Source organism: Pseudomonas sp. ADAK7, from assembly GCF_012935675.1.
Lineage (GTDB): Bacteria > Pseudomonadota > Gammaproteobacteria > Pseudomonadales > Pseudomonadaceae > Aquipseudomonas.
Window position 1 is genome coordinate 2,664,903 of record NZ_CP052861.1, and the last position, 22,548, is coordinate 2,687,450.

Sequence of the window (22,548 nt, forward strand, 5' to 3'; positions counted from 1 at the left end):
AGAAGTTCGCCTTGAAAAAATGGAATAAATAGTTCAAACAAATCTTATTTAATTATTTTTTTGCATTTTAAAAACCGTTGAACTAGGTTTTCAGCGACTTGCCGAGCCGCATCGACCGGCAAGTTGGTGTTGTATTCATCGATTGAAAACAACGCCGCTGTTCTTACTCAAAAGTCATCTAGGAGATTCACATGCAACTGGACAAAGACTTGGAAACTGAACTGCAACTGGACGATTGGTTTGAGGCACCGACCCATGAAGCCGCCGTTGAAATGATGCAAGCCGACGCGGTTGTTCCGTTCGGCACGGCGATGTGGCCTCTGTAAGCCATCCCGGCAGGCGCGATCCGGCCGGTCGCGCCTGCCACATTTCTCGGTTTGTCAGGGAGGACTACATGGATAAGCAACGGGCTATCTCGCATTTCCTTTACTACCTCGAACAACATCCGGCCCTCGTCGGCGTCAACCCGGCGAAGGTCCTGCTCGGCCACACCGCTGATTACGAGGCACTGACCGGCGCTATCGCCGAACAGGCCGGTAGCAGCACACCGTTCAGCTTCAGCGCCATGCGCCTGGACCTCGAACCCACCGAATTGCTGGCTCAGGCGATTACTGACAGTGATCTGTATATTTTCTTCTACGACTCTTCCACCCTGCCCAACCCACGTCCCGACGGCCCGGAATTTGTCCGCGCGCTGCAAGGCGTAATGGCGGAAAACTGGAAGAAGTCGCTGCTGTTCAAGGATTACGGCGATTATTTCTACGACACTTTCAGCGTCACCCCGCAGCGCATTGCCGGGTTGAACAGCCACTTGATCCAGCGCATGTCCCATGCCACGACGCTCAGTTTCAAAGATGATCACGGCTCATGGTTTGAAACACCGCTGAGCAGTATCAAGAAGTGGACTGACATCAACGGTGTCGGCAACTTTGACCTGGCCCCCGGCGAGATCGCGACTCATAGCGAAGAGATTAATGGCCGCGTGAAGTTCATGGGAACGTTCCTCAGCACCATTCCGTTTGCCCGCAAGTACGGAGTCCTGGAATCGCCGCTGGAGCTGTGGATCGAGAACTCGACCATCCGCAAAATCGCCACGGACGTGCCGGGGCTGGAGCATGACTTCAACAAATACCTGGACGCCAATCCGTCGAATCGGCGGATCGAGGAGTTGGGCATTGGCACCAATGAAGGCGTGAAGGAGCTTTACGCGCGCAACGCCGGGTTCGAGGAACGCCATTGCGGCTTGCACCTGGGGTTGGGCGGCGGGGCCAAGGGCAGTCATCACCTGGATTTGATCTTCTCCAGTGGCGTGTTGGCGCTGGACGATGAGACGGTGTTTGATGGGCGGTTTGTGTTCTGAATGATCGTTCCCATGCACCGCGTGGGAATGCCTCAATGGACGCTCCGCGTTCGCTTCGGTTGGGACGCGGAGCGTCCCGGGCTGCATTCCCACGCAGAGCGTGGGAACGATCAGCCAGACCAAAAAAAACGCCAACCCTAAGGTTGGCGTTTTTTATGACTCGCTTACCGATTACTCCGGCTTGCGACGCCCAAAGCCCGGACGCTGGCCCGAACCGGCTGGCGCGCCACGGCGTTTGCCCGATGGCGTGTCCTTGTCGACCAGGACGATGCCCGGACGCTTCTTCGCCGGTGCCTTGGCCGGGCGCTTGGTATCGGCCGGACGATCCGCCACTGGCGTACCGCGACTCGAATCACCACGAGCCTCACCACGAGGAGCGCCGCGATCGCTACGACCACCGCTTGGTGCGCCACGGCCTTCGCCGCGCTCGGTGCGGCCATTGGCCGGACGTGGCGTGCGTGGACCGCGCTCGCCGTCAGCACGAGGTGCTGCGGGCTTGCGGGCTGGACGCTCGCCTTCGATATGCGGTTCGCGGGTATCACGCGGCGTCGCAGCGGTCTGGTTACCGATGGCTGGACGCAACGAACGCACGCGCTCGGTCTTGCCCATCGGACGCGACGATTTACGCTGCATGCGATCGAGCTTGTCTTTGCTCTTGGCGTTCATCTGCGGCATGGCCACAGGCGTCAGGCCCACTTCAGCACTCAGAATGTCGACTTCGTACTGGCTCATTTCGCGCCAGCGCCCCATCGGCAGGTCGGAGTTGAGGAACACCGGACCAAAACGCACGCGCTTCAGGCGGCTGACCACTAGGCCCTGGGATTCCCACAGGCGACGAACTTCGCGGTTGCGACCTTCCATCACCACGCAGTGGTACCAGTGGTTGAAACCTTCGCCACCCGGGGCTTGCTTGATGTCGGTGAACTTGGCCGGGCCGTCTTCGAGGACGACGCCTGCTTTCAAGCGCTCGATCATCTCGTCATCGACTTCGCCACGCACACGTACCGCGTATTCACGGTCCATTTCGTAGGAAGGGTGCATCAGGCGGTTGGCCAGTTCACCGTCGGTGGTGAACATCAGCAGACCGGTGGTGTTGATGTCCAGACGGCCGATGTTGATCCAGCGACCTTCTTTCGGTTTTGGCATCTTGTCGAATACGGTCGGACGGCCTTCCGGGTCAAGGCGGGTGCAGATTTCGCCGTCGGGCTTGTTGTACATGATCACGCGGCGTACCGACTCGGCGGCTTCTTCGCGCTTGATCACGCGGCCATCAATGGTGATGGCGTCGTGCATGTCGACGCGCTGGCCAAGGGTGGCGTCTTTGCCGTTGACCTTGATGCGGCCGTGGCTGATCCAGGCTTCTACGTCACGGCGCGAGCCGACGCCGATACGGGCGAGGACTTTCTGCAGTTTTTCGCCTGCGGGGCCGATTTCGGCGTCGTCTTTCGGGCCGTCTTTCTGGTCGTTGATACTCATCTGGGCACCTCCCGGTGTGGTCTGTTCAGGCAGCTCTGAAGTGAGGGGCCTGAAGCGTTGAAAGCAGGGTCTCGGGCGAAGGGATCGCCGGAGGGTCGCGAATCATACGCTCATGCGAGCGTTCGCGCATCAGAGACTAGCTGATCAATCGAGACTTACTTGCCTTTCCGCCGACCGGTGGCGCCAAGCTTGATCAGGCGCAGCGCCGCTTCGGCGAGCACGGTGCGTTTGTCGGTCTTGTCGAGTTTCTTCCAGGCCTTGATTTCGCGCTTGCTGCGCCCGCACCCCACGCAGATGTCGTCGGTGAATTTGCAGACGCTGATGCAGGGGTCTTTGGTTGAGCTCATTTTTTGACTCCGCTCGCTCCCTCGCTCCGCGTGGGAATACCACCACGGACGCTTTGCGTCCGCTGTGACGCAGAGCGTCACGGGATGCATTCCCACGCGGAGCGTGGGAACGATCAGTGGAAGGTTAATCGTCGTCGAATTCGCGGCGTTCGGCCTCGATCGCTTCGGCCAGGGCCCGGGCTTCGGCTTCTTCGTCGCTCAGCTCCGGTTCGGGCTTGGGTTGCTCCAGAGCGGCGACAGCAGCCAGGAGCTTCTCCCGGGCTTCGGCCACACCGAGCACGTCGTCTTCCGGCTCTTCTTCAACTGTGGCTTCAGCTTCGATTTGAAGTTCAACTTCGATTTCCGGCTCAGGCTCAGGCTCCCGCTGCTCCAAAAGCTCCTCGCCCTCCGTCACCGCGCCATCACGCAACAAGTCATCAAAGTCAGTCTTGATCCCCTGCTCCATGTCATCCAGTTCCAGCAACAGCGTGTGGAAACTGGTTTCTTCCTTGGGCTCTTCCGGCTCGGCACTGGCGTCGGCCAGTTCCTGCAAACCGGCCGGTACCGGTGCGTCGTCGAAGTCGAGCACCGGATCCGGCTCCATCTCGCGCAGTTCAGCGAGCGGCGGCAAATCGTCGAGATTCTTCAGGTTGAAGTGATCGAGAAACACCTTGGTGGTGGCGAACATCGCCGGTTTGCCCGGCACATCACGGTAACCGACGATGCGAATCCACTCGCGTTCCAGCAACGTTTTGACGATGTGGCTGTTGACCGCCACGCCGCGCACGTCTTCGATCTCGCCCCGGGTGATCGGCTGGCGATAGGCGATCAGCGCCATGGTTTCGAGCATGGCGCGGGAATAACGTTGCGGGCGCTCCTCCCACAAACGACCGACCCACGGCGAAAACTTCTCACGGATTTGCAGGCGATAACCGGACGCGACTTCCTTCAATTCAAAAGCGCGGCCGTCGCAGGACTTGGCCAGAATCGTCAGCGCTTTCTTGAATACCGGCGGTTCCGGCCGCTCGCCCTCTTCGAAGAGTTCGAACAGGCGTTCAAGGGATTGCGGTTTTCCCGAGGCCAACAGAAAGGCTTCAAGCAGTGGCGCCAGCTCGCGGGGTTCAGTCAGGTTCATGATTCAACTCGTTATTCGGCTCGGGCCCGCACATGGATCGGCGCGAACGGCTCATTCTGCACCAGCTCGACCAAGGATTCCTTGACCAGTTCGAGGACCGCCATAAAGGTCACCACCACCCCCAGCCGTCCTTCTTCCGCGGTGAACAGTTCGACAAAGGGCACGAAGCCGCCGCCCTTGAGCCGTTCCAGCACGTCACTCATGCGCTCGCGGGTGGACAAGGCCTCGCGGCTGACCTGGTGACTTTCGAACATGTCGCCCCGGCGCAGGACCTCGGCCATGGACATCAGCAATTCTTCCAGGCTCACGTCCGGTACCAGCTTTCGCGCCCGAGCTTCCGGGGCATCAAGCTTGGGCACCACCACGTCGCGACCGACCCGGCTCAGGCCATCGATGCCTTCGGCAGCGGCTTTGAAGCGCTCGTATTCCTGCAAGCGCCGGATCAGTTCGGCGCGCGGGTCATCTTCCTCGGCTTCAATGGTTTCGGCGCGCGGCAGCAACATCCGCGACTTGATCTCGGCCAGCATCGCCGCCATCACCAGGTACTCGGCGGCCAGTTCCAGGCGCACCGACTGCATCAACTCGACATAGCCCATGTATTGCCGGGTGATTTCCGCCACCGGGATGTCGAGGATGTTGATGTTCTGTTTGCGGATCAGGTACAGCAGCAGATCGAGCGGGCCTTCAAAGGCTTCGAGAAAGACTTCGAGGGCATCCGGCGGGATGTACAGGTCCAGCGGCATTTCCATGACCGCCTGGCCATAGACCATGGCGAAGGGCAGCTCTTGCTGGGCTCCGGCCTGACTGTCGACGGGTTCTACTGCAGACATCTACGCCTCGGCCATGAACGGCGCAGGGTCGCCGCAACCGACGCGGATCACTTCCGGTTCGCCGTCGGCGAGGTTGATCACCGTGGACGCCTTGATCCCGCCGAAACCGCCGTCGATGATCAGATCCACCTGGTGCTCCAGCAACTGGCGCATTTCGTGGGGATCGCTCAGCGGGTCGGTGTCGCCCGGCATGATCAGGGTCACGCTCATCAATGGCTCGCCCAGTTCGGCCAGCAGCGCCAGGGCGATCGGATGGCTCGGCACCCGCAGGCCGATGGTGCGCTTCTTGGCGTGCAGCAACAGGCGCGGCACTTCGCGGGTGGCGTTGAGAATAAAGGTGTAAGGCCCCGGCAGGTGGGCCTTGAGGATACGGAAAGTGCCGGTGTCGATCTTGGCAAAAATGCCCAGCTGCGACAGGTCACTGCAAATCAGCGCGAAGTTGTGCTTGTCGTCGAGCTGACGCAAGCGGCGTACGCGCTCCACGGCGTTCTTGTCGCCGATCTGGCAACCAATGGCGTAGGACGAGTCTGTGGGATAAATCACCACCCCGCCTTTGCGGATGATCTCGACAGCCTGTTTGATCAGGCGCGCTTGCGGGTTTTCCGGATGAATCTGGAAAAATTGACTCACATTCTCTACCTGTTCAGACGGCGGCAATAATTGGGTCATGTTTGAATCGACACCATAATGGTGGCAGATCCTCCGGAACCGGGCGGTATTCACCGATTTCCGACCAGCCTCCAGGGCCATGAAAATCACTGCCGGCGCTGACCAGCAGACCGAACTCGCGAGCAAGAATGGCCAGGCTGCCGACCTGTTCGGCGGGCTGATGGCCATTGACCACTTCGATTGCGTGGCCCCCTGCTTGAATATAGTCAGAAATCAGGCGACGACGCTTGCTGCGAGTGAAATCGTAATGCCATGGGTGCGCCAGGCTAACCCAGGCACCGGCGGCGCGCAGGGTCGCGACGGTGTCTTCCAGGGTCGGCCAGTGTTGCTTGACGTCCCCCAGCTTGCCGGCGCCCAGCCATTTGCGGAACGCTTCGGCGCGGTCCTTGACGTAGCCTTCGCGCACCATCCAGTCGGCAAAATGCGGACGGGCCGGCGCGTTGCCGCTGTCGCCCAGTGCTTGCTGCATCTCGCGAGCACCGTCCATCGCGCCAGGCATGCCCTTGAGCGCCAATTTGCGGCTTATTTCTTCGGACCGTAGCCAGCGCCCATCGTGCAATCGGGCAATCGCCTCGACCAACGGTACGGCATTCACGTCGAAACCGTAGCCCAACACATGAATGGTCGCGCCGCCCCAGGTGCAGGACAATTCGACGCCGTTGACCAGTTGCATCCCCAACGCCGTCGCCGCGCTGCGGGCCTCATCGAGGCCTTCAAGGGTGTCGTGATCGGTCAAGGCCAGGACTCGCACGCCTTTCTCGAACGCACGCGCAACCAGTACCGCAGGCGCCAGGGCGCCATCGGAGGCCGTGCTATGGCAGTGCAAATCAACATTCACAGGGCTTTGTAACCTCAAATCAGCTGGCGCTATCGCGCGCCAATATGTTTGTTATTATGCCGACACATCCTGCTTCTGGCTGCCACTGTGAAACAATTCATCGACTTCATCCCGCTTCTGCTGTTTTTCATTGTCTTCAAAATCGATCCACGGGTCGTCGACATTGCCGGTCATGAGGTCACTGTAGGCGGTATTTACAGTGCCACCGCCATGCTGATCATCAGTTCCCTGGTGGTGTACGGCACGCTCTTCATCAAACAACGCAAGCTGGAGAAGAGCCAGTGGCTGACCCTGATCGCCTGCCTGGTCTTCGGTAGCCTGACCCTGGCGTTCCACAGCGAAACCTTCCTGAAATGGAAAGCCCCGGTGGTCAACTGGCTGTTCGCCCTGGCGTTCATCGGCAGCCACTTCATCGGCGACCAACTGCTGATCAAACGCATCATGGGCCACGCGCTGACCCTGCCGGACGCGGTCTGGACCCGCCTGAACATCGCCTGGATCGCCTTTTTCCTGTTCTGCGGCGCCGCCAACCTGTTCGTCGCGTTCACCTTCCAGAACTACTGGGTCGACTTCAAGGTGTTCGGCAGCCTGGGCATGACCCTGCTGTTCCTGGTCGCGCAGGGTATCTACCTGTCCCGCCACCTGCATGACGCCGACACTACAACGCCAAAAACCGAGGACTGACATGCTCTACGCCATTGTTGCCACAGACGTCGCCAACTCCCTGGAAGCCCGCCTGGCTAACCGGCCCGCGCACCTTGAGCGCCTGCAACAGCTCAAGAGCGAAGGTCGCATCGTGCTCGCCGGCCCGAACCCTGCCGTGGACAGCAATGATCCGGGCGCCGCAGGATTCACCGGCAGCCTGATCGTTGCCGAATTCGAATCTTTGGGCGCCGCACAGGCCTGGGCCGAAGCCGACCCATTTGTGGCCGCAGGCGTCTACGCCAATGTTTCCGTGAAGCCGTTCAAGCAAGTCCTGCCGTAAATTTCCCCCTCGCGATGAACCTTGTCGGTTCATCGCGCTCTCAATCGCTCATTATTCTCGTTTGCCTGCCGACAACTTGCCCAATAACTCGATTGGAATCAGGAGTCGTGATGCGCAAGGGTCCGTTGTGTCTGATGTTGGTGACGTTGTCGGTCGTGGCCCCCGTGCACGGTGAAGAGACTGCCCCCGGCAGTAACTCCACGCCGTTGTCGTTGAGCGCCGGCAGCCAGATCGCCGAGTTGCAGCAACGCTTGAAGGTCAGCGAGCAGCAACGAGAAGAACTGAACAAGCAACTGCAAAGTGCCGATGCCGAACGCGAAAGCGCCCAGCTGAGCCGGTTGCGCCAGGAGAACCAGCGTTTGAAGCTGCAACTCAAGGAAGCCCTGGCCAGCAGTCCACTGCCACGCTTGCTGACTGATCAGCAGCAATGGTTCGTGACCGGTGCCGGAGTAGCGCTATTGGCCCTGCTCTGCGGTATCTTTGCCAGTGGAGCAAGTCGAAAACGTCGGCAATGGCTAAATTGAGTGAGTCATGAGCGAGCTGTTATTAATTGATGATGACCAGGAGCTGTGCGAGCTCCTGAGCAGTTGGTTGAGCCAGGAAGGCTTTGTGGTCCGTGCCTGTCACGACGGCCAGAGTGCCCGCCGTGCGCTGGCCGAAACCTCCCCGGCGGCCGTGGTGCTGGACGTGATGCTGCCCGACGGCAGTGGCCTGGAACTGCTCAAGCAATTGCGCAGCGACCACCCGGACTTGCCGGTGTTGATGCTCTCGGCCCGTGGCGAACCGCTGGACCGCATCCTCGGCCTGGAACTGGGCGCCGACGATTACCTGGCCAAGCCCTGCGATCCACGGGAACTGACAGCCCGCCTGCGCGCGGTATTGCGCCGCAGTCATCCGGCGGCGGTGTCCAGCCAGCTCGAACTCGGCGACCTGTGCTTCAGCCCGGTGCGCGGCGTGGTCAGCATCGATGAACAGGAATTCACCCTCACCGTCTCCGAAAGCCGCTTGCTCGAAGCCCTCATCAAGCAACCCGGCGAGCCCCTGGACAAACAGGAACTGGCGCAGATCGCCCTCGGCCGCAAGCTGACCCTGTATGACCGCAGCCTGGACATGCACGTCAGCAACCTGCGCAAGAAGATCGGCCCGCACCCCGATGGGCGTCCGCGCATCGTCGCCCTGCGTAGCCGCGGCTATTACTACAGCCTCTAACTGGCTAAATGCGACCTGTGGCGAGGGAGCTTGCTCCCGCTGGGCTGCGAAGCGGCCCTCTCTTGACCTGAAAAGAAGCAGACTGCTGCGCAGTCAACGGGAGCAAGCTCCCTCGCCACAGACCAGTGCCTGGCAGAAGTGTCAGGTCGGCGCAAAACTGTCTTTACCCAAGCTTTACGCTCCGCTGACCGCCGCTGACCTTGATCTCCGTAATCTGAACTCATCCGGAACGTACCGGGAACGAGACAAGGAGATTCACCATGCGCAAGACTCTTATCGCTCTGATGTTCGCCGCCGCCCTGCCGACCGTTGCCATGGCCATGCCTGAAGGTGCCGGCCCGATGGGTGGCCCGATGGACGGAGCGCGCCACGGCGGTCAGATGCACGGCATGCACGGCAAAGGCCCGTACAGCCAGCTGGACCTGAGCCGCGAACAGCGCGAGCAGATCCGCAAAATCATGGGCGAGCAGATGCATGATCGCAAACAGCTGGTCGACAAGTACCTGGAGAAACTCTCCCCGGCTGACCAGAAAGCCATGAAAGACGAAATGGCCGCCAAGCATCAGAAAGCCCAGGCCGATGTCCGCGCCGTGCTGAAACCGGATCAACAGAAGAAATTCGACGAAATCCAGAAGAAACAAGCCGAGCGTCGTGCCGAGTGGGCTGAGTTCAAGGCCTGGAAAGCGCAACAACCGCAAAAAGCGCAATAATGTTCTAGTGTTTCGCTCTGGCCCAACGGTTAATCGCCGTTGGGCTTTCTTTGTTTGAGGATTTTCTGTGCGCTCATTGTTCTGGCGTATCCTGGCCAGCTTCTGGTTGGCCATCGCTCTGGTTGCAGGGCTATCCATTCTGCTGGGGCACATGCTCAACCAGGACGCGTGGATTCTCAGCCGCCATCCGGGCCTCAACACCCTGGCCGAAGAGTGGACGCAAACCTATGAAGCCCAGGGCGAAGACGCTGCCCAGGACATCCTCGAACAGCGCAAACGCCAATATCACATCGACGTCCAGGTGCTCAACGAGAGCGGCGACCCGGTGGTGCGCGGCACCTTCCCGCGTCGGGCCGCTGCGTTTGAAGCACGGCAGAATGATGATGATCGCCGCTTGCCGTGGCGCCGTCTGACCGCTGAATACACCAGCGAAAAAACCGGCAACACCTACCTGCTGATCTACCGCATCCCGCACCCGGAACTCGACTCCTGGCACCGCGAAAGCCTGCTCTGGCCGTTAAGCGCGCTGGGGATTGCGCTGGTGGTGCTGACCTTGTTCAGCTTGCTGGTGACGCTCTCGATCACGCGCCCGCTCAGCCGTTTGCGTGGCGCGGTGCATGACCTGGGGCAAACCACCTATCAGCAGAACAGTTTGGTGAAACTGGCCAACCGGCGCGATGAATTCGGCGTGCTGGCCAACGACTTCAACCGCATGGGCGCGCGCCTGCAAAGCCTGATCGGCAGCCAGCGGCAATTGCTGCGGGACGTGTCCCACGAATTGCGCTCGCCGCTGGCGCGGTTACGGATTGCCCTGGCCCTGGCCGAGCGGGCCAACCCGGAAGAACGGCAGAAACTCTGGCCGCGCCTGACCCGTGAATGCGATCGACTGGAAGCGCTGATCAGCGAAATCCTGGTCCTGGCCCGGGTCGATGCCGATAACGCCAGCGCCGAAGAGGTCGATCTCAACGCCTTGCTCCAAACCCTGCAAAAAGATGCGCAACTGGGCTTCCCGGAACAGACCGTGCACCTGGACGCCGAGCCGCAGCTCAACCTCAAGGGTTGGCCGACCATGATCGAGCGTGCCGTGGACAATTTGCTGCGCAACGCCCAGCGCTTTAACCCGGTGGGCCAACCGATTGAACTGCAGGCCTCGCGTCAGGGCGAGCGAATGGTGGTGAGCGTGCGTGACCATGGGCCGGGGGTCGAGGCCGAGCATTTGAACCTGCTGGGCGAACCGTTTTATCGCGCGCCGGGGCAAACTGCGGCCGGGCATGGCCTGGGGCTGGCCATTGCGCGGCGCGCTGCTGAGCGGCATGGCGGCAGCCTGGTGCTGGCCAATCACCCGCAGGGCGGGTTTATTGCCAGCCTGGAATTGCCGTTGGTGCCGGGAGTGCCTGCTTAGATCGTTCCCACGTTCCGCGTGGGAATGCAGCCCGGGACGCTCCGCGTCCCATTGGAACGCAGAGCGTCCCTTGAGGCATTCCCGTGGGAACGATCGTCAGGCGACAGGCCAGGCGCTGACGAACTCGGCGAGGTCGACTTTCTCCGCCACCCGCGGTTCTTTTTGCGGCGTGCCGAGGTACAGGAACGCAATCACCTCTTCCCCGTCCGCCAGCCCCAGGCCTTTGGCCACGTGCGCTGAATACGCCAACTCACCCGTACGCCATACCGCGCCAATCCCTTGCGCATAGGCCGCCAGCAGAATTCCGTGGGCCGCACAGCCTGCCGCCAGCAGTTGCTCGGACTTCGGATACTTGACGTGATCCTGCAACCGCGCGATCACCACGACCACCAGCGGCGCGCGCAGCGGCCCGTTGCGCGCCTTGTCCAGCACTGCTTCGGGCGCCTCGCTGTCCTGTAATTTCGCCGCCTCGGCCAGCATCTCACCCATTTGCTCCCGCGCCGCGCCTTCGACGGTCAGGAAGCGCCATGGCTGCAGATGGCCGTGGTCCGGCGCGCGCATGGCGGCGGCGAACAGCACTTCCCGCTGCTCGGCGGTCGGGGCCGGTTCGACCAGTCGTGGAACGGAAACACGGTTGAGCAAAGCGTCGAGAGCCTGCATCGGCCACCTCCTGTAAAAAATGTTTGGCTATTCTAGCGGGATCCACCTCGGGAGTGCCGGTTTACATGCCCCGCCCCACAGGTAGAATGGCGCCCTTCCCTATTTCAGCCCGAGCGGACTTCATGGCGTTGCCGACCTTACGGACTATTGGTTTCATCATCGGCATCTTCCTGATCACCCTGGCCATCGCCATGGTCGTGCCCATGGCCACGCTGGTGATTTTCGATCGCACGGGCGACCTGCCGTCATTCCTCTGGGCCAGCATGATCACCTTCGTCGCCGGCCTGGCCCTGGTGATCCCCGGCCGTCCGGAACACGTGCACCTGCGCCCGCGGGACATGTACCTGCTGACGGTCAGCAGTTGGCTGGTGGTGTGCATCTTTGCCGCGCTGCCGTTCCTGCTGACCCAGCACATCAGCTACACCGACTCGTTCTTCGAAAGCATGTCCGGCATCACCGCCACCGGCTCCACGGTGCTTAACCACCTGGATGACATGTCCCCTGGCATCCTGATGTGGCGCTCGTTGCTGCACTGGATCGGCGGCATCGGCTTTATCGGCATGGCGGTGGCGATTCTGCCGCTGCTGCGCATCGGTGGCATGCGCCTGTTCCAGACCGAATCGTCGGACCGCTCGGAAAAGGTCATGCCCCGCTCGCACATGGTGGCGCGCCTGATCGTCGCGGCGTACGTCGGCATCACCATTGTCGGCAGCCTGGCGTTCTGGTGGGCCGGGATGAGCTTGTTCGATGCGATCAACCATGCGATGTCGGCGATTTCCACTGGCGGGTTCTCCACCTCCGACCTGTCCCTGGCCAAGTGGAAGCAACCGGCAGTGCACTGGGTTGCGATCGTCATCATGATTCTCGGCAGCCTGCCCTTCACCCTGTACGTAGCGACCTTGCGCGGCAACCGCCGGGCCCTGATCAAGGATCAGCAGGTCCAGGGTTTGCTCGGCATGCTGCTGGTGACCTGGCTGGTGCTGGGCACCTGGTATTGGTGGACCACCAATCTGCATTGGCTGGAGGCGCTGCGACATGTGGCGCTGAACGTGACCTCGGTGGTCACGACCACCGGTTTCGCGCTGGGGGACTACAGCCTGTGGGGCAATTTCTCGCTGATGCTGTTCTTTTATCTGGGCTTTGTCGGCGGCTGCTCGGGCTCGACGGCGGGCGGGATCAAGATTTTCCGCTTCCAGGTCGCCTACATCCTGCTCAAGGCCAACCTTAACCAGTTGATTCACCCGCGCGCGGTGATCAAGCAGAAGTACAACGGCCACCGCCTCGACGAAGAAATCGTGCGCTCGATCCTGACCTTTTCCTTCTTTTTCGCCATCACCATTTGCGTGATCGCCCTGCTGCTGTCGCTGCTCGGCGTGGACTGGATGACCGCGCTGACCGGCGCCGCCAGCACCGTGTCCGGCGTCGGCCCGGGCCTTGGGGAAACCATTGGCCCGGCGGGTAACTTCGCGACCCTGCCGGACGCCGCCAAATGGATTCTTTCGTTCGGCATGCTGCTGGGCCGACTGGAGATCATTACGGTGTTCGTTCTGTGTATTCCGGCGTTCTGGCGTCACTGATCAGTTTCGGCGCGTCGAGCAATCGCGTCCGGTACTCGCCGGGCGTGGCGTCGAACCAGCGGCGGAAGGCGCGGAAGAAATTGCTCGGGTCGGCAAACCCCAACAGGTAGGCAATTTCCAGCAGGGTCATGCTCGGCTGCGCCAGGTACTGCTCGGCCAGTTCACGGCGGGTGTCGTCGAGCAAGGTCTGGAAACTCGTGCCTTCTTCCTGTAAGCGGCGCTGCAAGGTGCGTTGTGACAGGTGCAACGTCTGCGCCACGGTATCGCGCTTCGGTTCACCCTGGGGCAGCAAACGGCACAGCACTTGGCGGGCCTTGTGGGTCACGCGACTTTCGGAGAACCGCGCCAGGTACTCACCGGCAAACCGGTCATGCAGCAGCGCCATCGCCTCGTTGGCGGTCGGCAGCGGCGCTTCCATATCGGCGCGCTCGAAGATCAACGCGTCATAAGGGGCGTTGAACACCAGCGGCGCATGGAAGGCTTGTTTATAGGGTTCGAGGTCGGCGGGTTCATCGCCCTGCACCAGCACCTTGCGCGGTTGCAGGGTGCGGCCAGTCAGCCAGCCGCACAGCGCCAGGGCGCAAGCCAACGAGGCTTCGGCACTTTGCCGGGTCGGCGGCAGATGATCGCCGTGAACCGTCAGGATCAGTGCGTAACCCTCGTCCAGCAAGCGGAAACTCAGGTCGGCACTTTCGGCAATGATCCGCTGATAACGCACCAGCCGCTGAAAGCCTTCGGCCAGCGTCTGGCTCGACATCAAGGCGTAACCGGCGACATGGAAGGATGCCGGTCGCACCACCTTGCCCATGTTCAGGCCGATCGCCGGGTTACCGGACAGCTCGACCGCGCGCTGCCACAGCCGCGTCATGGAATCTTGCGGGAAGCGCGCATCCGGATCATCCAGCGACGCGTAGTCGAGCCCCAGCTGCTTGAACAAAACCCGGCAATCCAGGCCGTCCATTTCCAGTGCTTTGACAATCCCCATCGCCCAGCTTGCAGAAGTCGTTCGTTCGCTCATGGCGTGTACTTAAATGATGAGCCGCATGCTACGGCCAATTACCGAAGGATACTAAAGTGGCGCCTATTGTCACTGGCTGATGCCAATGATCACTCTAGACTCAAATAAGCTACCCGCAGAACAACTTGTCGCCAGAACAATAACCACAGAGATCGCAGTCGTGGAAAACATCAAGCGCTTCAATAGCTTCGCTGAGTTTTACCCGTATTACCTCAGCGAACACAGCAACAGCACCTGCCGGCGCCTGCACTTCATCGGCACCACCCTGGTTATTTTCATCCTGGCGCTGACCATCGGCAAAGGCGCCTGGCTGCTGCTGATCGCCCTGCCGCTGGCCGGTTACAGCTTTGCCTGGGTCGGGCATTTCTTTTTCGAGAAGAATCGCCCCGCTACCTTCCAGCATCCGTTCTACAGCCTGCTCGGCGATTTCGTCATGTACCGCGACATGATTCTGGGCCGCGTGCCGTTCTAGGCTCCGCGGGCCAGCAATGCGTCCCGTGCAGCCAGTGCGGCAATGGATCCAGCTTCTACACTCAATCCATCATTTCGCCAAAAACAAGAAGATCGCCGATGAACGCCAATGCCCGCTTCACCCACATGCAGGACGGCACACAGGAAGACTGGGCGATCATCGCCGCCGACTTCAGTGCCTACGCCAGACAATTGCCGACACGGATTGTGGCGCACCTGAAATTACTGGAGGGTGACTTTGGCGGCTTCCCGGTGGATCGACTCACCCACTCCCTGCAAACCGCCACCCGCGCTTTTCGCGATGGCCGCGACGAGGAATACGTGGTCTGCGCCCTGCTCCACGACATTGGCGACACCCTCGGCTCCTACAACCACCCGGACATCGCCGCAGCGATCCTCAAGCCCTTCGTCAGCGCCGAGAATCTGTGGATGGTGGAGAAACACGGGATTTTCCAGGGCTATTACTTCTTTCATCACCTGGGCATGGATCGGCACCTGCGCGAACAATTCAGCGGGCATCCGCAGTACCAGGCGACCATTGAGTTCTGTGCCAAATACGATGCGGCGGCATTTGATCCGGGGTATGAGAATTTGCCGTTGAGTTTCTTCGAACCGATGATGGAGCGCTTGTTTGCGCAGCCGAAGAATTCGATCTACAAGGCGGCGATGGAAGAGCACGCGCCGGCCTGATCAATGGTGACAGTGATGACCTCTTCGCGGGCAAGCCTCGCTCCTACAGGGAAATGCATTCCAACCGTAGGAGCGAGGCTTGCCCGCGAAGGCGTTTGACCTGTCTACGCCGGTTCCGCCACCTTCACCGCTTTCAACTCCGCCTCCCGCGCCTGGGCATCCGCCAACCGGTACAACTCGATCGACCCATCCCAATGCTCGATCAACGCCGTGCACGATTCCACCCAATCCCCGCAATTGAGGTAATCCACCCCGCCGACCTTGCGAATCTCGGCATGGTGAATGTGCCCGCAGACCACGCCATGCAACTCGCGTTTGACGCATTCATGGGCAATGGCTTCTTCGAAGTCGCTGATAAAGCTGACCGCGGTTTTCACCTTGTGCTTGAGGTACGCCGACAGCGACCAGTAACCGTAGCCATAACGGGCACGCCAATGGTTGAGCCAGCGGTTGAGGGTCAGGGTGAATTCGTAGGCCGAGTCGCCGAGAAAGGCCAGCCAGCGGTGATAACGGGTGATCACGTCGAACTGGTCGCCGTGGATCACCAGCAGATGCCGACCATCGGCGGTCACGTGCACCGCCTCGTCCACCAATTGGATGTTGCCCAGGATCAGCTTCGAATAACGCCGCAGGAATTCGTCGTGGTTGCCGGTGACGTAGATCACTTCGGTGCCGCGTTTGCTCATGGTCAGCAAACGGCGGATCACGTTGGTGTGGGCCTGGGGCCAATACATGCCGCTGCGCAGTTTCCAGCCGTCGATGATATCGCCGACCAGATAGACCTTGTCCGCATGGTAGCCCTTGAGAAACTGCGACAAGTGTTCGGCCTGGCAATCCCGGGTGCCCAAATGCACATCGGAAATCCATAGGGTGCGCACACGTTGTTTACGGCTGGGTTTGGCAAGCTCGGCGCTGGTCATGGGCAACCCTCTACGATGTTTTTACAAGCTTGCGCCGGTCGGGTTAATTGCCCATGACAGTGACGAGTCAATCCTGTGACAGCGCCCGGCCGGTGTAGACTGGCCGCACCTTGCCAGGAGACTAGCGATGAGACCGATCCTCACGCTGCGCCAGTACACCGAAGACCTGATCATCCACAGCCACGACCACGCGCAACTGGTGTTCGGGCTCTCGGGTGCGCTGGATTTCGAGGTCGGCGGCCACGGCAGCCAGGTGATCCAGCAGAGTTTCGTGGTGGTCCCGTCCGGCATGCACCACGCCTGTGGCAGCGCCAATGGCAGTCGCTGCCTGGTGCTGGATGTGCCGAGCGACCAGTGGGTTTCACAGTCGCTGGGGGAACACGCCGACGCCAGCCGCCGCTTGCTCGACAACGCCGGGCGCCTGCCGCTGGATGCCGGGCAAAGCCAACTGGTCAGTTGGCTGGCGGGCAGCCCGGTGAGCGATCCGCTGATCGCCCAGCAAGGCGCGGTGCTGTTGCTGGCCAGCCTCAACAACGTCAAACCGGACGCCATCGGCGGTCGGCGCCTGCCGTACGCGGCGATGAACGCGCACATCGATCAACACGCGGCCTATCCGCTGCAAGTGGCGGATCTGGCGCGCATCGCCGATTTGTCGAATGCGCGGTTGCACGCGCGATTCGTGGCGGAATGCGGGCAGACGCCGATGGACTACATTCGCAGTCGACGGCTGCATATAGCGGTGGGGTTGTTGCGGGATTCGGCATTGCCCATTGGCGAGATCGCCTGCCGTGTCGGCTACAGTTCCCAGAGTGCGTTTGCCGCAGCGGTATTGCGCGAGTTCGGCGCATCGCCGGGAACATTGCGGCGCGAGGCTGGCGACAAAAGACGATAGTTAGACGACAGACACACGTGACCGTTGCGCGATTAAATGTAGGACGGCGGTATCGTCGGCCTACTACTTTTATCAAGGACTGCAATGACTCCCCGTACCGCCCTCGGCGCCCTGCATATCGGCGCATTGATGTTTGGCCTGACCGGCGTATTCGGCAAACTCGCGGCCGCCTCCCCTGCGGTCATCGTTTTCGGTCGCGCGGCATTTGCGGTGCTGGCGCTGGCGTTTTTTGCGCGGTTCGCCAGCAACACCCGCTGGCAGAAACTCGAAGCCGTGGACTGGCGCCGTCTGTTGCTCAGCGGCTTGCTGCTGGCCGGGCATTGGGTGAGCTTTTTCATCGCGGTCAAAGTCGCGGGGGTGGCGATTGCGACGCTGGGTTTTGCCAGTTTCCCCGCGTTTACGGTGATCCTCGAAGGGCTGATCTTCCGCGAGCGCATCCGCGCCAATGAAATCCTGCTGGTGGTGCTGGTCAGCGTCGGCCTGGTGCTCGTTACCCCCGCCTTCGACTTGGGCACCGGCGCGACCGTCGGCCTACTGTGGGCGGTGGGTTCCGGCTTGCTGTTCGCCCTGCTGTCCCTGACCAACCGCGCCAGTTCCGGACGTATCCCGGCGGTGCAGGCGGCGCTGTGCCAGAACGTGGTGGTCGCGCTGTGCCTGTTGCCGGTGGCGGCGCCGCAGTTGAGCGAAGTGCGCGCCCTCGACTGGTTGTGGATCGGCCTGCTCGGGGTGTTCTGCACCGGCGTCGCTCACAGTCTGTTCGTCGCCAGCCTGGCGGTGATCAAGGCGCGGACCGCCGCCGTGGTATTTGCCCTGGAACCGGTCTACGGCATTACCATGGCCTGGCTGCTGTTCGATGAAAACCCGACCCTGCGCATGCTGCTCGGTGGTGCGTTGATCATCGTTGCGATCGTGGTGTCCAGCCGCTTATCCGGCAGCAGCAAGAAAGCGGTGGCCGCCGAAGTCGCCTCTCACTGAGTACGGTCGTTGTGCCCGAGGTCGCGGTCCGGGTCGATCTGATCGCGTACCCGCTGCTTCAGCACCTTGGCCTCGGGAAAACCGCCGTCAGCCTTGCGCTCCCAGATCTGCACATCGTTGCAAAAAATATGAAAGACCCCGCCCGTGCCCGGCACCAGCGACACTTTGCCCAAGTCATCGCCAAAGGTGCTGAGCAATTCCTGGGCCAGCCAGGCGGCGCGCAACAGCCACTGGCATTGCGTGCAATACGTGATGACGATTTCCGCTTTTTGTACGGTCATGATCGTTGAAACTCCTGAGCTAGAGAGGCGCCGCTATAATAGCCGCCTTTGTCGCTTGCCCCGAGATTCACGATGCGCCGTTTATTCTTTTGTCTGTTGCTCTCCCTCTTCCCCTTGATCGCCGAAGCCGTCGATGCGCCCCGACCGAAAATCGGCCTGGTGCTGTCTGGCGGCGCCGCCCGTGGCCTGGCGCACATTGGTGTGCTCAAGGCTCTGGAAGAACAGGGCATCAAGATCGATGCGATTGCCGGTACCAGCATGGGCGCGGTGGTCGGCGGGCTGTACGCTTCGGGCTACAAGATCGACGAGTTGGAAAAACTGGCGCTGAACATCGACTGGCAACAAGCCCTGTCCGACGCGCCGCCACGGGAAGACGTGCCGTTCCGGCGCAAGCAGGATGACCGCGACTTCCTGGTAAAGCAGAAACTGAGTTTCCGCGATGACGGCAGCCTCGGCCTGCCGCTCGGGGTGATTCAAGGCCAGAACCTGGCCCTGCTGCTGGAAAGCCTGCTGGCCCACGCCAGTGACACCCGCGACTTCGACAAACTGCCGATCCCGTTCCGCGCGGTCGCCACCGACATTTCCACTGGCGAAAAAGTCGTGTTTCGCAAAGGCCATTTGCCCCAAGTGATTCGCGCCAGCATGTCGATCCCGGCGGTGTTCGCCCCGGTCGAGCTGGGCGGTCGGCTGCTGGTGGACGGCGGCATGACCGACAACATCCCACTCGACGTGGCCCGGGAGATGGGCGTCGACATCGCCATCGTGGTCGACATCGGCACCCCGCTGCGCAACCGCAAACAATTGACCACTGTGGTCGATGTGCTGAATCAGTCGATCACCCTGATGACCCGGCGCAACTCCGAAGAACAGCTCGCCGCCCTGCACAAGGACGATGTGTTGATTCAGCCGTCACTGGCGAGTTTCGGTGTGACCGACTTCGGCCGCGCCCAGGACATGATCGACGCCGGTTACCGAGCCACCAAAATCCTCGAACCGCGCCTGACCCAACTCAAACCGACACAAGCGCTGGATGCCGAACTGACCGCTGCCCGGGCCCCGAGCCAGCGCACGCCGATCATCACCGCGATCAAGGTGGAAAACGACTCGAAAGTCGGCGACGACGTGATCCGCTACTACATCCGCCAACACGTCGGGGAGCCGCTGGACATGGGCCGCCTGCAAACCGACATGGGCACCCTGTACGGCCTCGACTACTTCGAGCAAGTGCAATACCGCGTGGTGCACAAGGGTCAGGATCACACCCTGGTGATCAGCGCCCGGGGCAAACGCAGTGGCACCGATTACTTGCGGGTCGGCTTGAACCTGTCGGACGACATGCGCGGCGACAGCGCCTTCAATCTCGGCGCCAGTTACCGGGTCAACGGCATCAATCGCCTCGGCGCGGAATGGCTGACCCGGGCGCAGATCGGCGACAAACAGGAACTCTACAGTGAGTTCTATCAACCACTGGACGTCGGCTCACGCTACTTCATCGCGCCTTACGCTGCGTTTGAGGCACAGAACGTCGAGTCGATCCTCGATAACGACCCGATCGCCCAGTACCGCGTCGAGCGTTACGGTTTCGGCCTGAACGTCGGCCGACAGATCGGCAACAGCGGCGAGATCCGCTTCGGCGTCGGCGAGGCCTGGGGCAAGGCGGACGTGCGCATCGGCGATCAGGACTTGCCGAGTGAAAGCTTCAACGAGGGTTTCTACGAACTGAAGTACTCGTTCGATTCGTTCGACAACGTCTACTTCCCCCACGAAGGCAAGGACATCAGCCTCGCGTTCCGGCAGTTCGAACCGGGGCTGGGCTCGGACCAGCGTTACCGCCAATGGGAGTTCAAACTGGACAAGGCCATGAGCAGCGGGCCCGACACCCTCATTCTCGGCGGGCGTTATGGCCGCACCCTGGACGATGCCAACGTGGTGACCTCAAGCTTCCTGCTCGGTGGTGCGCGGCAGTTGTCGGGCTTTCGCGAGGATGCGATTTCCGGGCAGAACGTCAGCCTGATGCGCGGTGTTTACTACCGGCGCCTGACCCCGCGCTCGTATCTGCCGCTGGACTTCCCGCTGTACATCGGCGGCTCGCTGGAGCGTGGTCGGGCGTGGAACAACGACAATGAGTTCGACAGCGGCTACATCAACGCCGCCAGTGTGTTCATCGGTTTTGACACGCCATTGGGGCCGCTGAACTTCAGCTATGGCCTCAATGACGCGGATGAGCAGGCGGTTTATTTGAATCTGGGGCAGACGTTCTAAAAGCAAAAGATCTTCAACGAATTCCGGCCAACAGATTGCGCGCGGTCTGTTTCAGGGGTTCGTCGCCTTCCTTGAGCAATTCGTTGAGCAGTTCGATGGCGCTGTCCAGGTCGCCATCATCGATGCAGGTCTGGGCTTGTTCCAGTTTGCCTACGCTGCCCGGCATAGGTTCAAGCTCCAGCGATTGACCGGGCTCGTTGAAAGCGTCGAGGAAGCTGTCGTCCAGCGATTCTGCATCGGCTACGGCATCCCACTCCAACTCAGGCTCGCCCAGTGCCGGCTCATCCGGCATTTCGTAGACGTCGGGCAATACGTGCAGATTTGAAGTAAATGCTGGCTCGTCTGGCAGCGGCGCCTGAGTCGACGGTTTAGCCGTTGGTGCATCGTCGAACGGACTGACCAGATCCCAATTGGAATCCATCGACAGGTCGTCCAGGTTCAGCTGGAATTCATCGCGAGGTGTGGCTTCGGCCACCGCCGCTGCAATAGGCGTCACGACCGCGACCGGTGCGATGGCCACGACCGGTGCGGCATTCGCCAGTTTCGGATAGCGGGCGCGAATGTCCGCCAGTTGCTGCGGATCAAACCCGGCGTCGCGCAAGCTGCTTTCCTGCGCTTCATAGGCCGCCACGTCCCCCTGTTTACCCAGCACCTCCAACAGTTGCACCGCCAGGTCAGTGCGTTGCGGTTCTTTGGCCAACGCCTCACGCAGCAGACCGGCCGCTTCGGAAAACCGACCGTAAGCCAGGTAGATGCCCACACCTTCCAGCACATCGCCGGCGGGGGTTTCTTCGTGGTGGACGGGGGCTTTCGCAAGGCTGAGCGATGGTGGTGGCACCTCACTCACGGGCTCATCGGGCGCGATCGCTAACGGCTCGGTCAACCCCTGCTGCCGTTGGCGGCGCATGAACAGCCCCAGCAGCACCAGCAGCAGCAACGCCAGCAATCCGGCCATCAACAGCCAGTGGCTGGACTCAGGTTGTTCAACCACGACCGGTGCAGGCGCCACGGCGACTGGCGCAGCAACAGGCGTCTGCGCGACTTCGGACAAGCGGGTCTGCAAGTCGCTGACCTGCTTCCTCTCGTCAGCGATTTGCCCATCCTGGGTCTTGAGCCGGGCATTCAACTCATCGATGGTTTTTTGCAGTTGCTGGTTTTGCAGGATGCTGGCGGCCAGTTGTTCGGCCACCGCGTCGTTCGCCGGCGCTGCCGCCGGTGGAGGTGCGGTTGCGGCGAGCGCAGATACTTTCGCCGAAGGCTTGGCCTTGGGTGCCACGCTCGGTTCGACGCTCGGGAACCCGGAGGTCGGGGCGCTGGCTGTCGGTTCGTCAGTCGCCGGAACAATCCCCGGCGAGCCCGGCGGATCGATCAGCACGGTAAACTCGCGCAGCAAGCGCCCGTTGGGCTGATTGAGCTGCACCAGGAAATTCAGGAAGGGTTCATTGACCGGCTTGCTGGAGGTCACCCGGATCAACGTGCGGTTACCCCGCAGGATCGGGGTGAATTTCAGGTTGTTGAGGAAAAATACCCGCTCAACGCCCGCTCGGCTGAACTCGTCGGCCGTGGCCAGGCTGACCGAGAGATCGCCTTCCGCCAGACCACCGGCATCTATCAGCGCGATGTCGGCGCTGAACGGCTGGTTAAGCGCCGAATGCAGGGTGATGTCACCCAGCCCCAGGGCCGGAGCCAATGCCGAGTAAGTCACCGCACCACCGATCACAAGCAACCGGGTGCAATACCGCAAAACCACGTGCCAACTCTCGAGCATGAGCATCCCTTAGATTAAGCAGAACCAACCTGTACGCGTTCGCACATCCGGTACGAACACGATATTGCCTAGTAGTTCTTTATAGTCTGCCCAA

Annotated in this window: 25 protein-coding genes; 14 read left to right on the plus strand and 11 right to left on the minus strand. The window is 61.2% G+C overall.

Annotation, left to right across the window (positions count from 1 at the left end; all coding sequences use genetic code 11):
* Positions 1 to 191: 191 nt before the first annotated feature.
* Both HKK53_RS32795 and HKK53_RS12465 read left to right on the plus strand, forming a co-directional pair.
* A complete protein-coding gene (locus HKK53_RS32795; protein ID WP_054049237.1) occupies positions 192 to 326 on the plus strand; it encodes a hypothetical protein in 135 nt (44 codons plus the stop codon).
* A gap of 68 nt (positions 327 to 394) precedes the next feature.
* Positions 395 to 1,360 carry a leucyl aminopeptidase gene (locus tag HKK53_RS12465; RefSeq protein ID WP_169371062.1) on the plus strand — a complete coding sequence of 322 codons (966 nt, stop codon included), beginning with the start codon at positions 395 to 397 and terminating at the stop codon, positions 1,358 to 1,360.
* Between the two features lie 171 nt (positions 1,361 to 1,531).
* Here HKK53_RS12465 and rluB read toward each other — a convergent pair whose 3' ends face one another.
* From rluB to HKK53_RS12495, 6 genes are all read right to left on the minus strand, one after another.
* Positions 1,532 to 2,836, minus strand: a complete 1,305-nt coding sequence (gene rluB / locus HKK53_RS12470) for a 23S rRNA pseudouridine(2605) synthase RluB (protein ID WP_169371063.1) — start codon at positions 2,834 to 2,836, stop codon at positions 1,532 to 1,534.
* Between the two features lie 155 nt (positions 2,837 to 2,991).
* Positions 2,992 to 3,183 (minus strand): DUF1289 domain-containing protein, encoded by a 192-nt coding sequence (locus HKK53_RS12475; protein WP_169371064.1) that lies wholly within the window; start codon positions 3,181 to 3,183, stop codon positions 2,992 to 2,994.
* Between the two features lie 124 nt (positions 3,184 to 3,307).
* Positions 3,308 to 4,297, minus strand: a complete 990-nt coding sequence (gene scpB, locus HKK53_RS12480) for an SMC-Scp complex subunit ScpB (RefSeq protein WP_169371065.1) — start codon at positions 4,295 to 4,297, stop codon at positions 3,308 to 3,310.
* A gap of 11 nt (positions 4,298 to 4,308) precedes the next feature.
* On the minus strand, positions 4,309 to 5,067 hold the full coding sequence (locus HKK53_RS12485) for a segregation and condensation protein A (RefSeq protein WP_178117485.1): 759 nt from the start codon (positions 5,065 to 5,067) through the stop codon (positions 4,309 to 4,311).
* A 60-nt stretch (positions 5,068 to 5,127) separates the two neighbouring features.
* Positions 5,128 to 5,757: an L-threonylcarbamoyladenylate synthase gene (locus HKK53_RS12490; protein ID WP_169371067.1), complete on the minus strand. Its 630-nt coding sequence runs from the start codon at positions 5,755 to 5,757 to the stop codon at positions 5,128 to 5,130.
* Positions 5,758 to 5,770: 13 nt separating this feature from the next.
* Positions 5,771 to 6,634, minus strand: coding sequence for a PHP domain-containing protein (locus HKK53_RS12495; protein WP_133839184.1), 864 nt, complete (start codon positions 6,632 to 6,634; stop codon positions 5,771 to 5,773).
* An 87-nt stretch (positions 6,635 to 6,721) separates the two neighbouring features.
* Here HKK53_RS12495 and HKK53_RS12500 point away from each other — a divergent pair, with 87 nt between their 5' ends.
* The 6 genes from HKK53_RS12500 (at position 6,722) to HKK53_RS12525 (ending at position 10,940) form a co-directional block, all read left to right on the plus strand.
* Positions 6,722 to 7,318, plus strand: a complete 597-nt coding sequence (locus HKK53_RS12500) for a septation protein A (protein ID WP_133839185.1) — start codon at positions 6,722 to 6,724, stop codon at positions 7,316 to 7,318.
* Between the two features lies 1 nt (position 7,319).
* The gene (locus tag HKK53_RS12505) at positions 7,320 to 7,619 is read left to right on the plus strand and encodes a YciI family protein (RefSeq protein ID WP_169371068.1); all 300 of its coding nucleotides are present in this window, start codon (positions 7,320 to 7,322) and stop codon (positions 7,617 to 7,619) included.
* A 110-nt stretch (positions 7,620 to 7,729) separates the two neighbouring features.
* Complete coding sequence (locus tag HKK53_RS12510) at positions 7,730 to 8,143, plus strand: translation initiation factor 2 (RefSeq protein ID WP_169371069.1); 414 nt, start codon at positions 7,730 to 7,732, stop codon at positions 8,141 to 8,143.
* Between the two features lie 7 nt (positions 8,144 to 8,150).
* A complete protein-coding gene (locus HKK53_RS12515; RefSeq protein WP_123509090.1) occupies positions 8,151 to 8,828 on the plus strand; it encodes a response regulator transcription factor in 678 nt (225 codons plus the stop codon).
* 260 nt (positions 8,829 to 9,088) lie between these two features.
* Complete coding sequence (locus HKK53_RS12520) at positions 9,089 to 9,538, plus strand: Spy/CpxP family protein refolding chaperone (protein WP_169371070.1); 450 nt, start codon at positions 9,089 to 9,091, stop codon at positions 9,536 to 9,538.
* 67 nt (positions 9,539 to 9,605) lie between these two features.
* Entirely contained in the window at positions 9,606 to 10,940 is a 1,335-nt protein-coding gene (locus HKK53_RS12525; protein WP_169371071.1) for a sensor histidine kinase, read from the plus strand.
* A 96-nt stretch (positions 10,941 to 11,036) separates the two neighbouring features.
* Here HKK53_RS12525 and HKK53_RS12530 read toward each other — a convergent pair whose 3' ends face one another.
* Positions 11,037 to 11,600 (minus strand): NAD(P)H nitroreductase, encoded by a 564-nt coding sequence (locus HKK53_RS12530; protein ID WP_169371072.1) that lies wholly within the window; start codon positions 11,598 to 11,600, stop codon positions 11,037 to 11,039.
* Between the two features lie 122 nt (positions 11,601 to 11,722).
* Here HKK53_RS12530 and HKK53_RS12535 point away from each other — a divergent pair, with 122 nt between their 5' ends.
* Positions 11,723 to 13,177 (plus strand): TrkH family potassium uptake protein, encoded by a 1,455-nt coding sequence (locus HKK53_RS12535; RefSeq protein ID WP_169371073.1) that lies wholly within the window; start codon positions 11,723 to 11,725, stop codon positions 13,175 to 13,177.
* Here the strand turns inward: HKK53_RS12535 and HKK53_RS12540 are convergent.
* Positions 13,134 to 14,195 (minus strand): AraC family transcriptional regulator, encoded by a 1,062-nt coding sequence (locus tag HKK53_RS12540; protein ID WP_202027637.1) that lies wholly within the window; start codon positions 14,193 to 14,195, stop codon positions 13,134 to 13,136. The genes HKK53_RS12535 and HKK53_RS12540 overlap by 44 nt on opposite strands.
* Positions 14,196 to 14,355: 160 nt before the next feature.
* Here HKK53_RS12540 and HKK53_RS12545 point away from each other — a divergent pair, with 160 nt between their 5' ends.
* Together HKK53_RS12545 and HKK53_RS12550 are read left to right on the plus strand one after the other, a co-directional pair.
* The gene (locus tag HKK53_RS12545; RefSeq protein ID WP_169371074.1) at positions 14,356 to 14,667 is read left to right on the plus strand and encodes a DUF962 domain-containing protein; all 312 of its coding nucleotides are present in this window, start codon (positions 14,356 to 14,358) and stop codon (positions 14,665 to 14,667) included.
* 98 nt (positions 14,668 to 14,765) lie between these two features.
* The gene (locus HKK53_RS12550; RefSeq protein ID WP_169371075.1) at positions 14,766 to 15,356 is read left to right on the plus strand and encodes an HD domain-containing protein; all 591 of its coding nucleotides are present in this window, start codon (positions 14,766 to 14,768) and stop codon (positions 15,354 to 15,356) included.
* A 104-nt stretch (positions 15,357 to 15,460) separates the two neighbouring features.
* Here the strand turns inward: HKK53_RS12550 and HKK53_RS12555 are convergent, their stop codons facing one another.
* The gene (locus tag HKK53_RS12555; RefSeq protein WP_095051704.1) at positions 15,461 to 16,276 is read right to left on the minus strand and encodes a UDP-2,3-diacylglucosamine diphosphatase; all 816 of its coding nucleotides are present in this window, start codon (positions 16,274 to 16,276) and stop codon (positions 15,461 to 15,463) included.
* A gap of 127 nt (positions 16,277 to 16,403) precedes the next feature.
* Here HKK53_RS12555 and HKK53_RS12560 point away from each other — a divergent pair, with 127 nt between their 5' ends.
* Complete coding sequence (locus tag HKK53_RS12560) at positions 16,404 to 17,168, plus strand: helix-turn-helix transcriptional regulator (protein ID WP_169371076.1); 765 nt, start codon at positions 16,404 to 16,406, stop codon at positions 17,166 to 17,168.
* 84 nt (positions 17,169 to 17,252) lie between these two features.
* Positions 17,253 to 18,143 carry a DMT family transporter gene (locus tag HKK53_RS12565; RefSeq protein WP_169371077.1) on the plus strand — a complete coding sequence of 297 codons (891 nt, stop codon included), beginning with the start codon at positions 17,253 to 17,255 and terminating at the stop codon, positions 18,141 to 18,143.
* Here HKK53_RS12565 and HKK53_RS12570 read toward each other — a convergent pair.
* Positions 18,137 to 18,424 carry a SelT/SelW/SelH family protein gene (locus HKK53_RS12570; protein ID WP_169371078.1) on the minus strand — a complete coding sequence of 96 codons (288 nt, stop codon included), beginning with the start codon at positions 18,422 to 18,424 and terminating at the stop codon, positions 18,137 to 18,139. The genes HKK53_RS12565 and HKK53_RS12570 overlap by 7 nt on opposite strands.
* Before the next feature lie 72 nt (positions 18,425 to 18,496).
* On the opposite strand from HKK53_RS12570, the gene HKK53_RS12575 reads away from it, so the two are divergent.
* Complete coding sequence (locus HKK53_RS12575; RefSeq protein WP_169371079.1) at positions 18,497 to 20,686, plus strand: patatin-like phospholipase family protein; 2,190 nt, start codon at positions 18,497 to 18,499, stop codon at positions 20,684 to 20,686.
* A 13-nt stretch (positions 20,687 to 20,699) separates the two neighbouring features.
* Here HKK53_RS12575 and HKK53_RS12580 read toward each other — a convergent pair whose 3' ends face one another.
* Positions 20,700 to 22,454 carry a FimV/HubP family polar landmark protein gene (locus HKK53_RS12580; protein ID WP_169371080.1) on the minus strand — a complete coding sequence of 585 codons (1,755 nt, stop codon included), beginning with the start codon at positions 22,452 to 22,454 and terminating at the stop codon, positions 20,700 to 20,702.
* Between the last annotated feature and the right edge of the window lie 94 nt (positions 22,455 to 22,548).

Bases quoted from the DNA above. Each gene is read 5' to 3' on its own strand.
- HKK53_RS12550 (WP_169371075.1), top strand. From the start codon at position 14,766: ATGAACGCCAATGCCCGCTTCACCCACATGCAGGACGGCACACAGGAA.
- HKK53_RS12475 (WP_169371064.1), bottom strand. From the start codon at position 3,183: ATGAGCTCAACCAAAGACCCCTGCATCAGCGTCTGCAAATTCACCGAC.
- HKK53_RS12485 (WP_178117485.1), bottom strand. From the start codon at position 5,067: ATGGTCTATGGCCAGGCGGTCATGGAAATGCCGCTGGACCTGTACATC.
- HKK53_RS12535 (WP_169371073.1), top strand. From the start codon at position 11,723: ATGGCGTTGCCGACCTTACGGACTATTGGTTTCATCATCGGCATCTTC.
- HKK53_RS12570 (WP_169371078.1), bottom strand. From the start codon at position 18,424: ATGACCGTACAAAAAGCGGAAATCGTCATCACGTATTGCACGCAATGC.
- HKK53_RS12575 (WP_169371079.1), top strand. From the start codon at position 18,497: ATGCGCCGTTTATTCTTTTGTCTGTTGCTCTCCCTCTTCCCCTTGATC.
- HKK53_RS12515 (WP_123509090.1), top strand. From the start codon at position 8,151: ATGAGCGAGCTGTTATTAATTGATGATGACCAGGAGCTGTGCGAGCTC.
- scpB (WP_169371065.1), bottom strand. From the start codon at position 4,297: ATGAACCTGACTGAACCCCGCGAGCTGGCGCCACTGCTTGAAGCCTTT.
- rluB (WP_169371063.1), bottom strand. From the start codon at position 2,836: ATGAGTATCAACGACCAGAAAGACGGCCCGAAAGACGACGCCGAAATC.
- HKK53_RS32795 (WP_054049237.1), top strand. From the start codon at position 192: ATGCAACTGGACAAAGACTTGGAAACTGAACTGCAACTGGACGATTGG.
- HKK53_RS12555 (WP_095051704.1), bottom strand. From the start codon at position 16,276: ATGACCAGCGCCGAGCTTGCCAAACCCAGCCGTAAACAACGTGTGCGC.
- HKK53_RS12520 (WP_169371070.1), top strand. From the start codon at position 9,089: ATGCGCAAGACTCTTATCGCTCTGATGTTCGCCGCCGCCCTGCCGACC.
- HKK53_RS12580 (WP_169371080.1), bottom strand. From the start codon at position 22,454: ATGCTCGAGAGTTGGCACGTGGTTTTGCGGTATTGCACCCGGTTGCTT.
- HKK53_RS12565 (WP_169371077.1), top strand. From the start codon at position 17,253: ATGACTCCCCGTACCGCCCTCGGCGCCCTGCATATCGGCGCATTGATG.
- HKK53_RS12505 (WP_169371068.1), top strand. From the start codon at position 7,320: ATGCTCTACGCCATTGTTGCCACAGACGTCGCCAACTCCCTGGAAGCC.
- HKK53_RS12530 (WP_169371072.1), bottom strand. From the start codon at position 11,600: ATGCAGGCTCTCGACGCTTTGCTCAACCGTGTTTCCGTTCCACGACTG.
- HKK53_RS12540 (WP_202027637.1), bottom strand. From the start codon at position 14,195: ATGAGCGAACGAACGACTTCTGCAAGCTGGGCGATGGGGATTGTCAAA.
- HKK53_RS12465 (WP_169371062.1), top strand. From the start codon at position 395: ATGGATAAGCAACGGGCTATCTCGCATTTCCTTTACTACCTCGAACAA.
- HKK53_RS12510 (WP_169371069.1), top strand. From the start codon at position 7,730: ATGCGCAAGGGTCCGTTGTGTCTGATGTTGGTGACGTTGTCGGTCGTG.
- HKK53_RS12560 (WP_169371076.1), top strand. From the start codon at position 16,404: ATGAGACCGATCCTCACGCTGCGCCAGTACACCGAAGACCTGATCATC.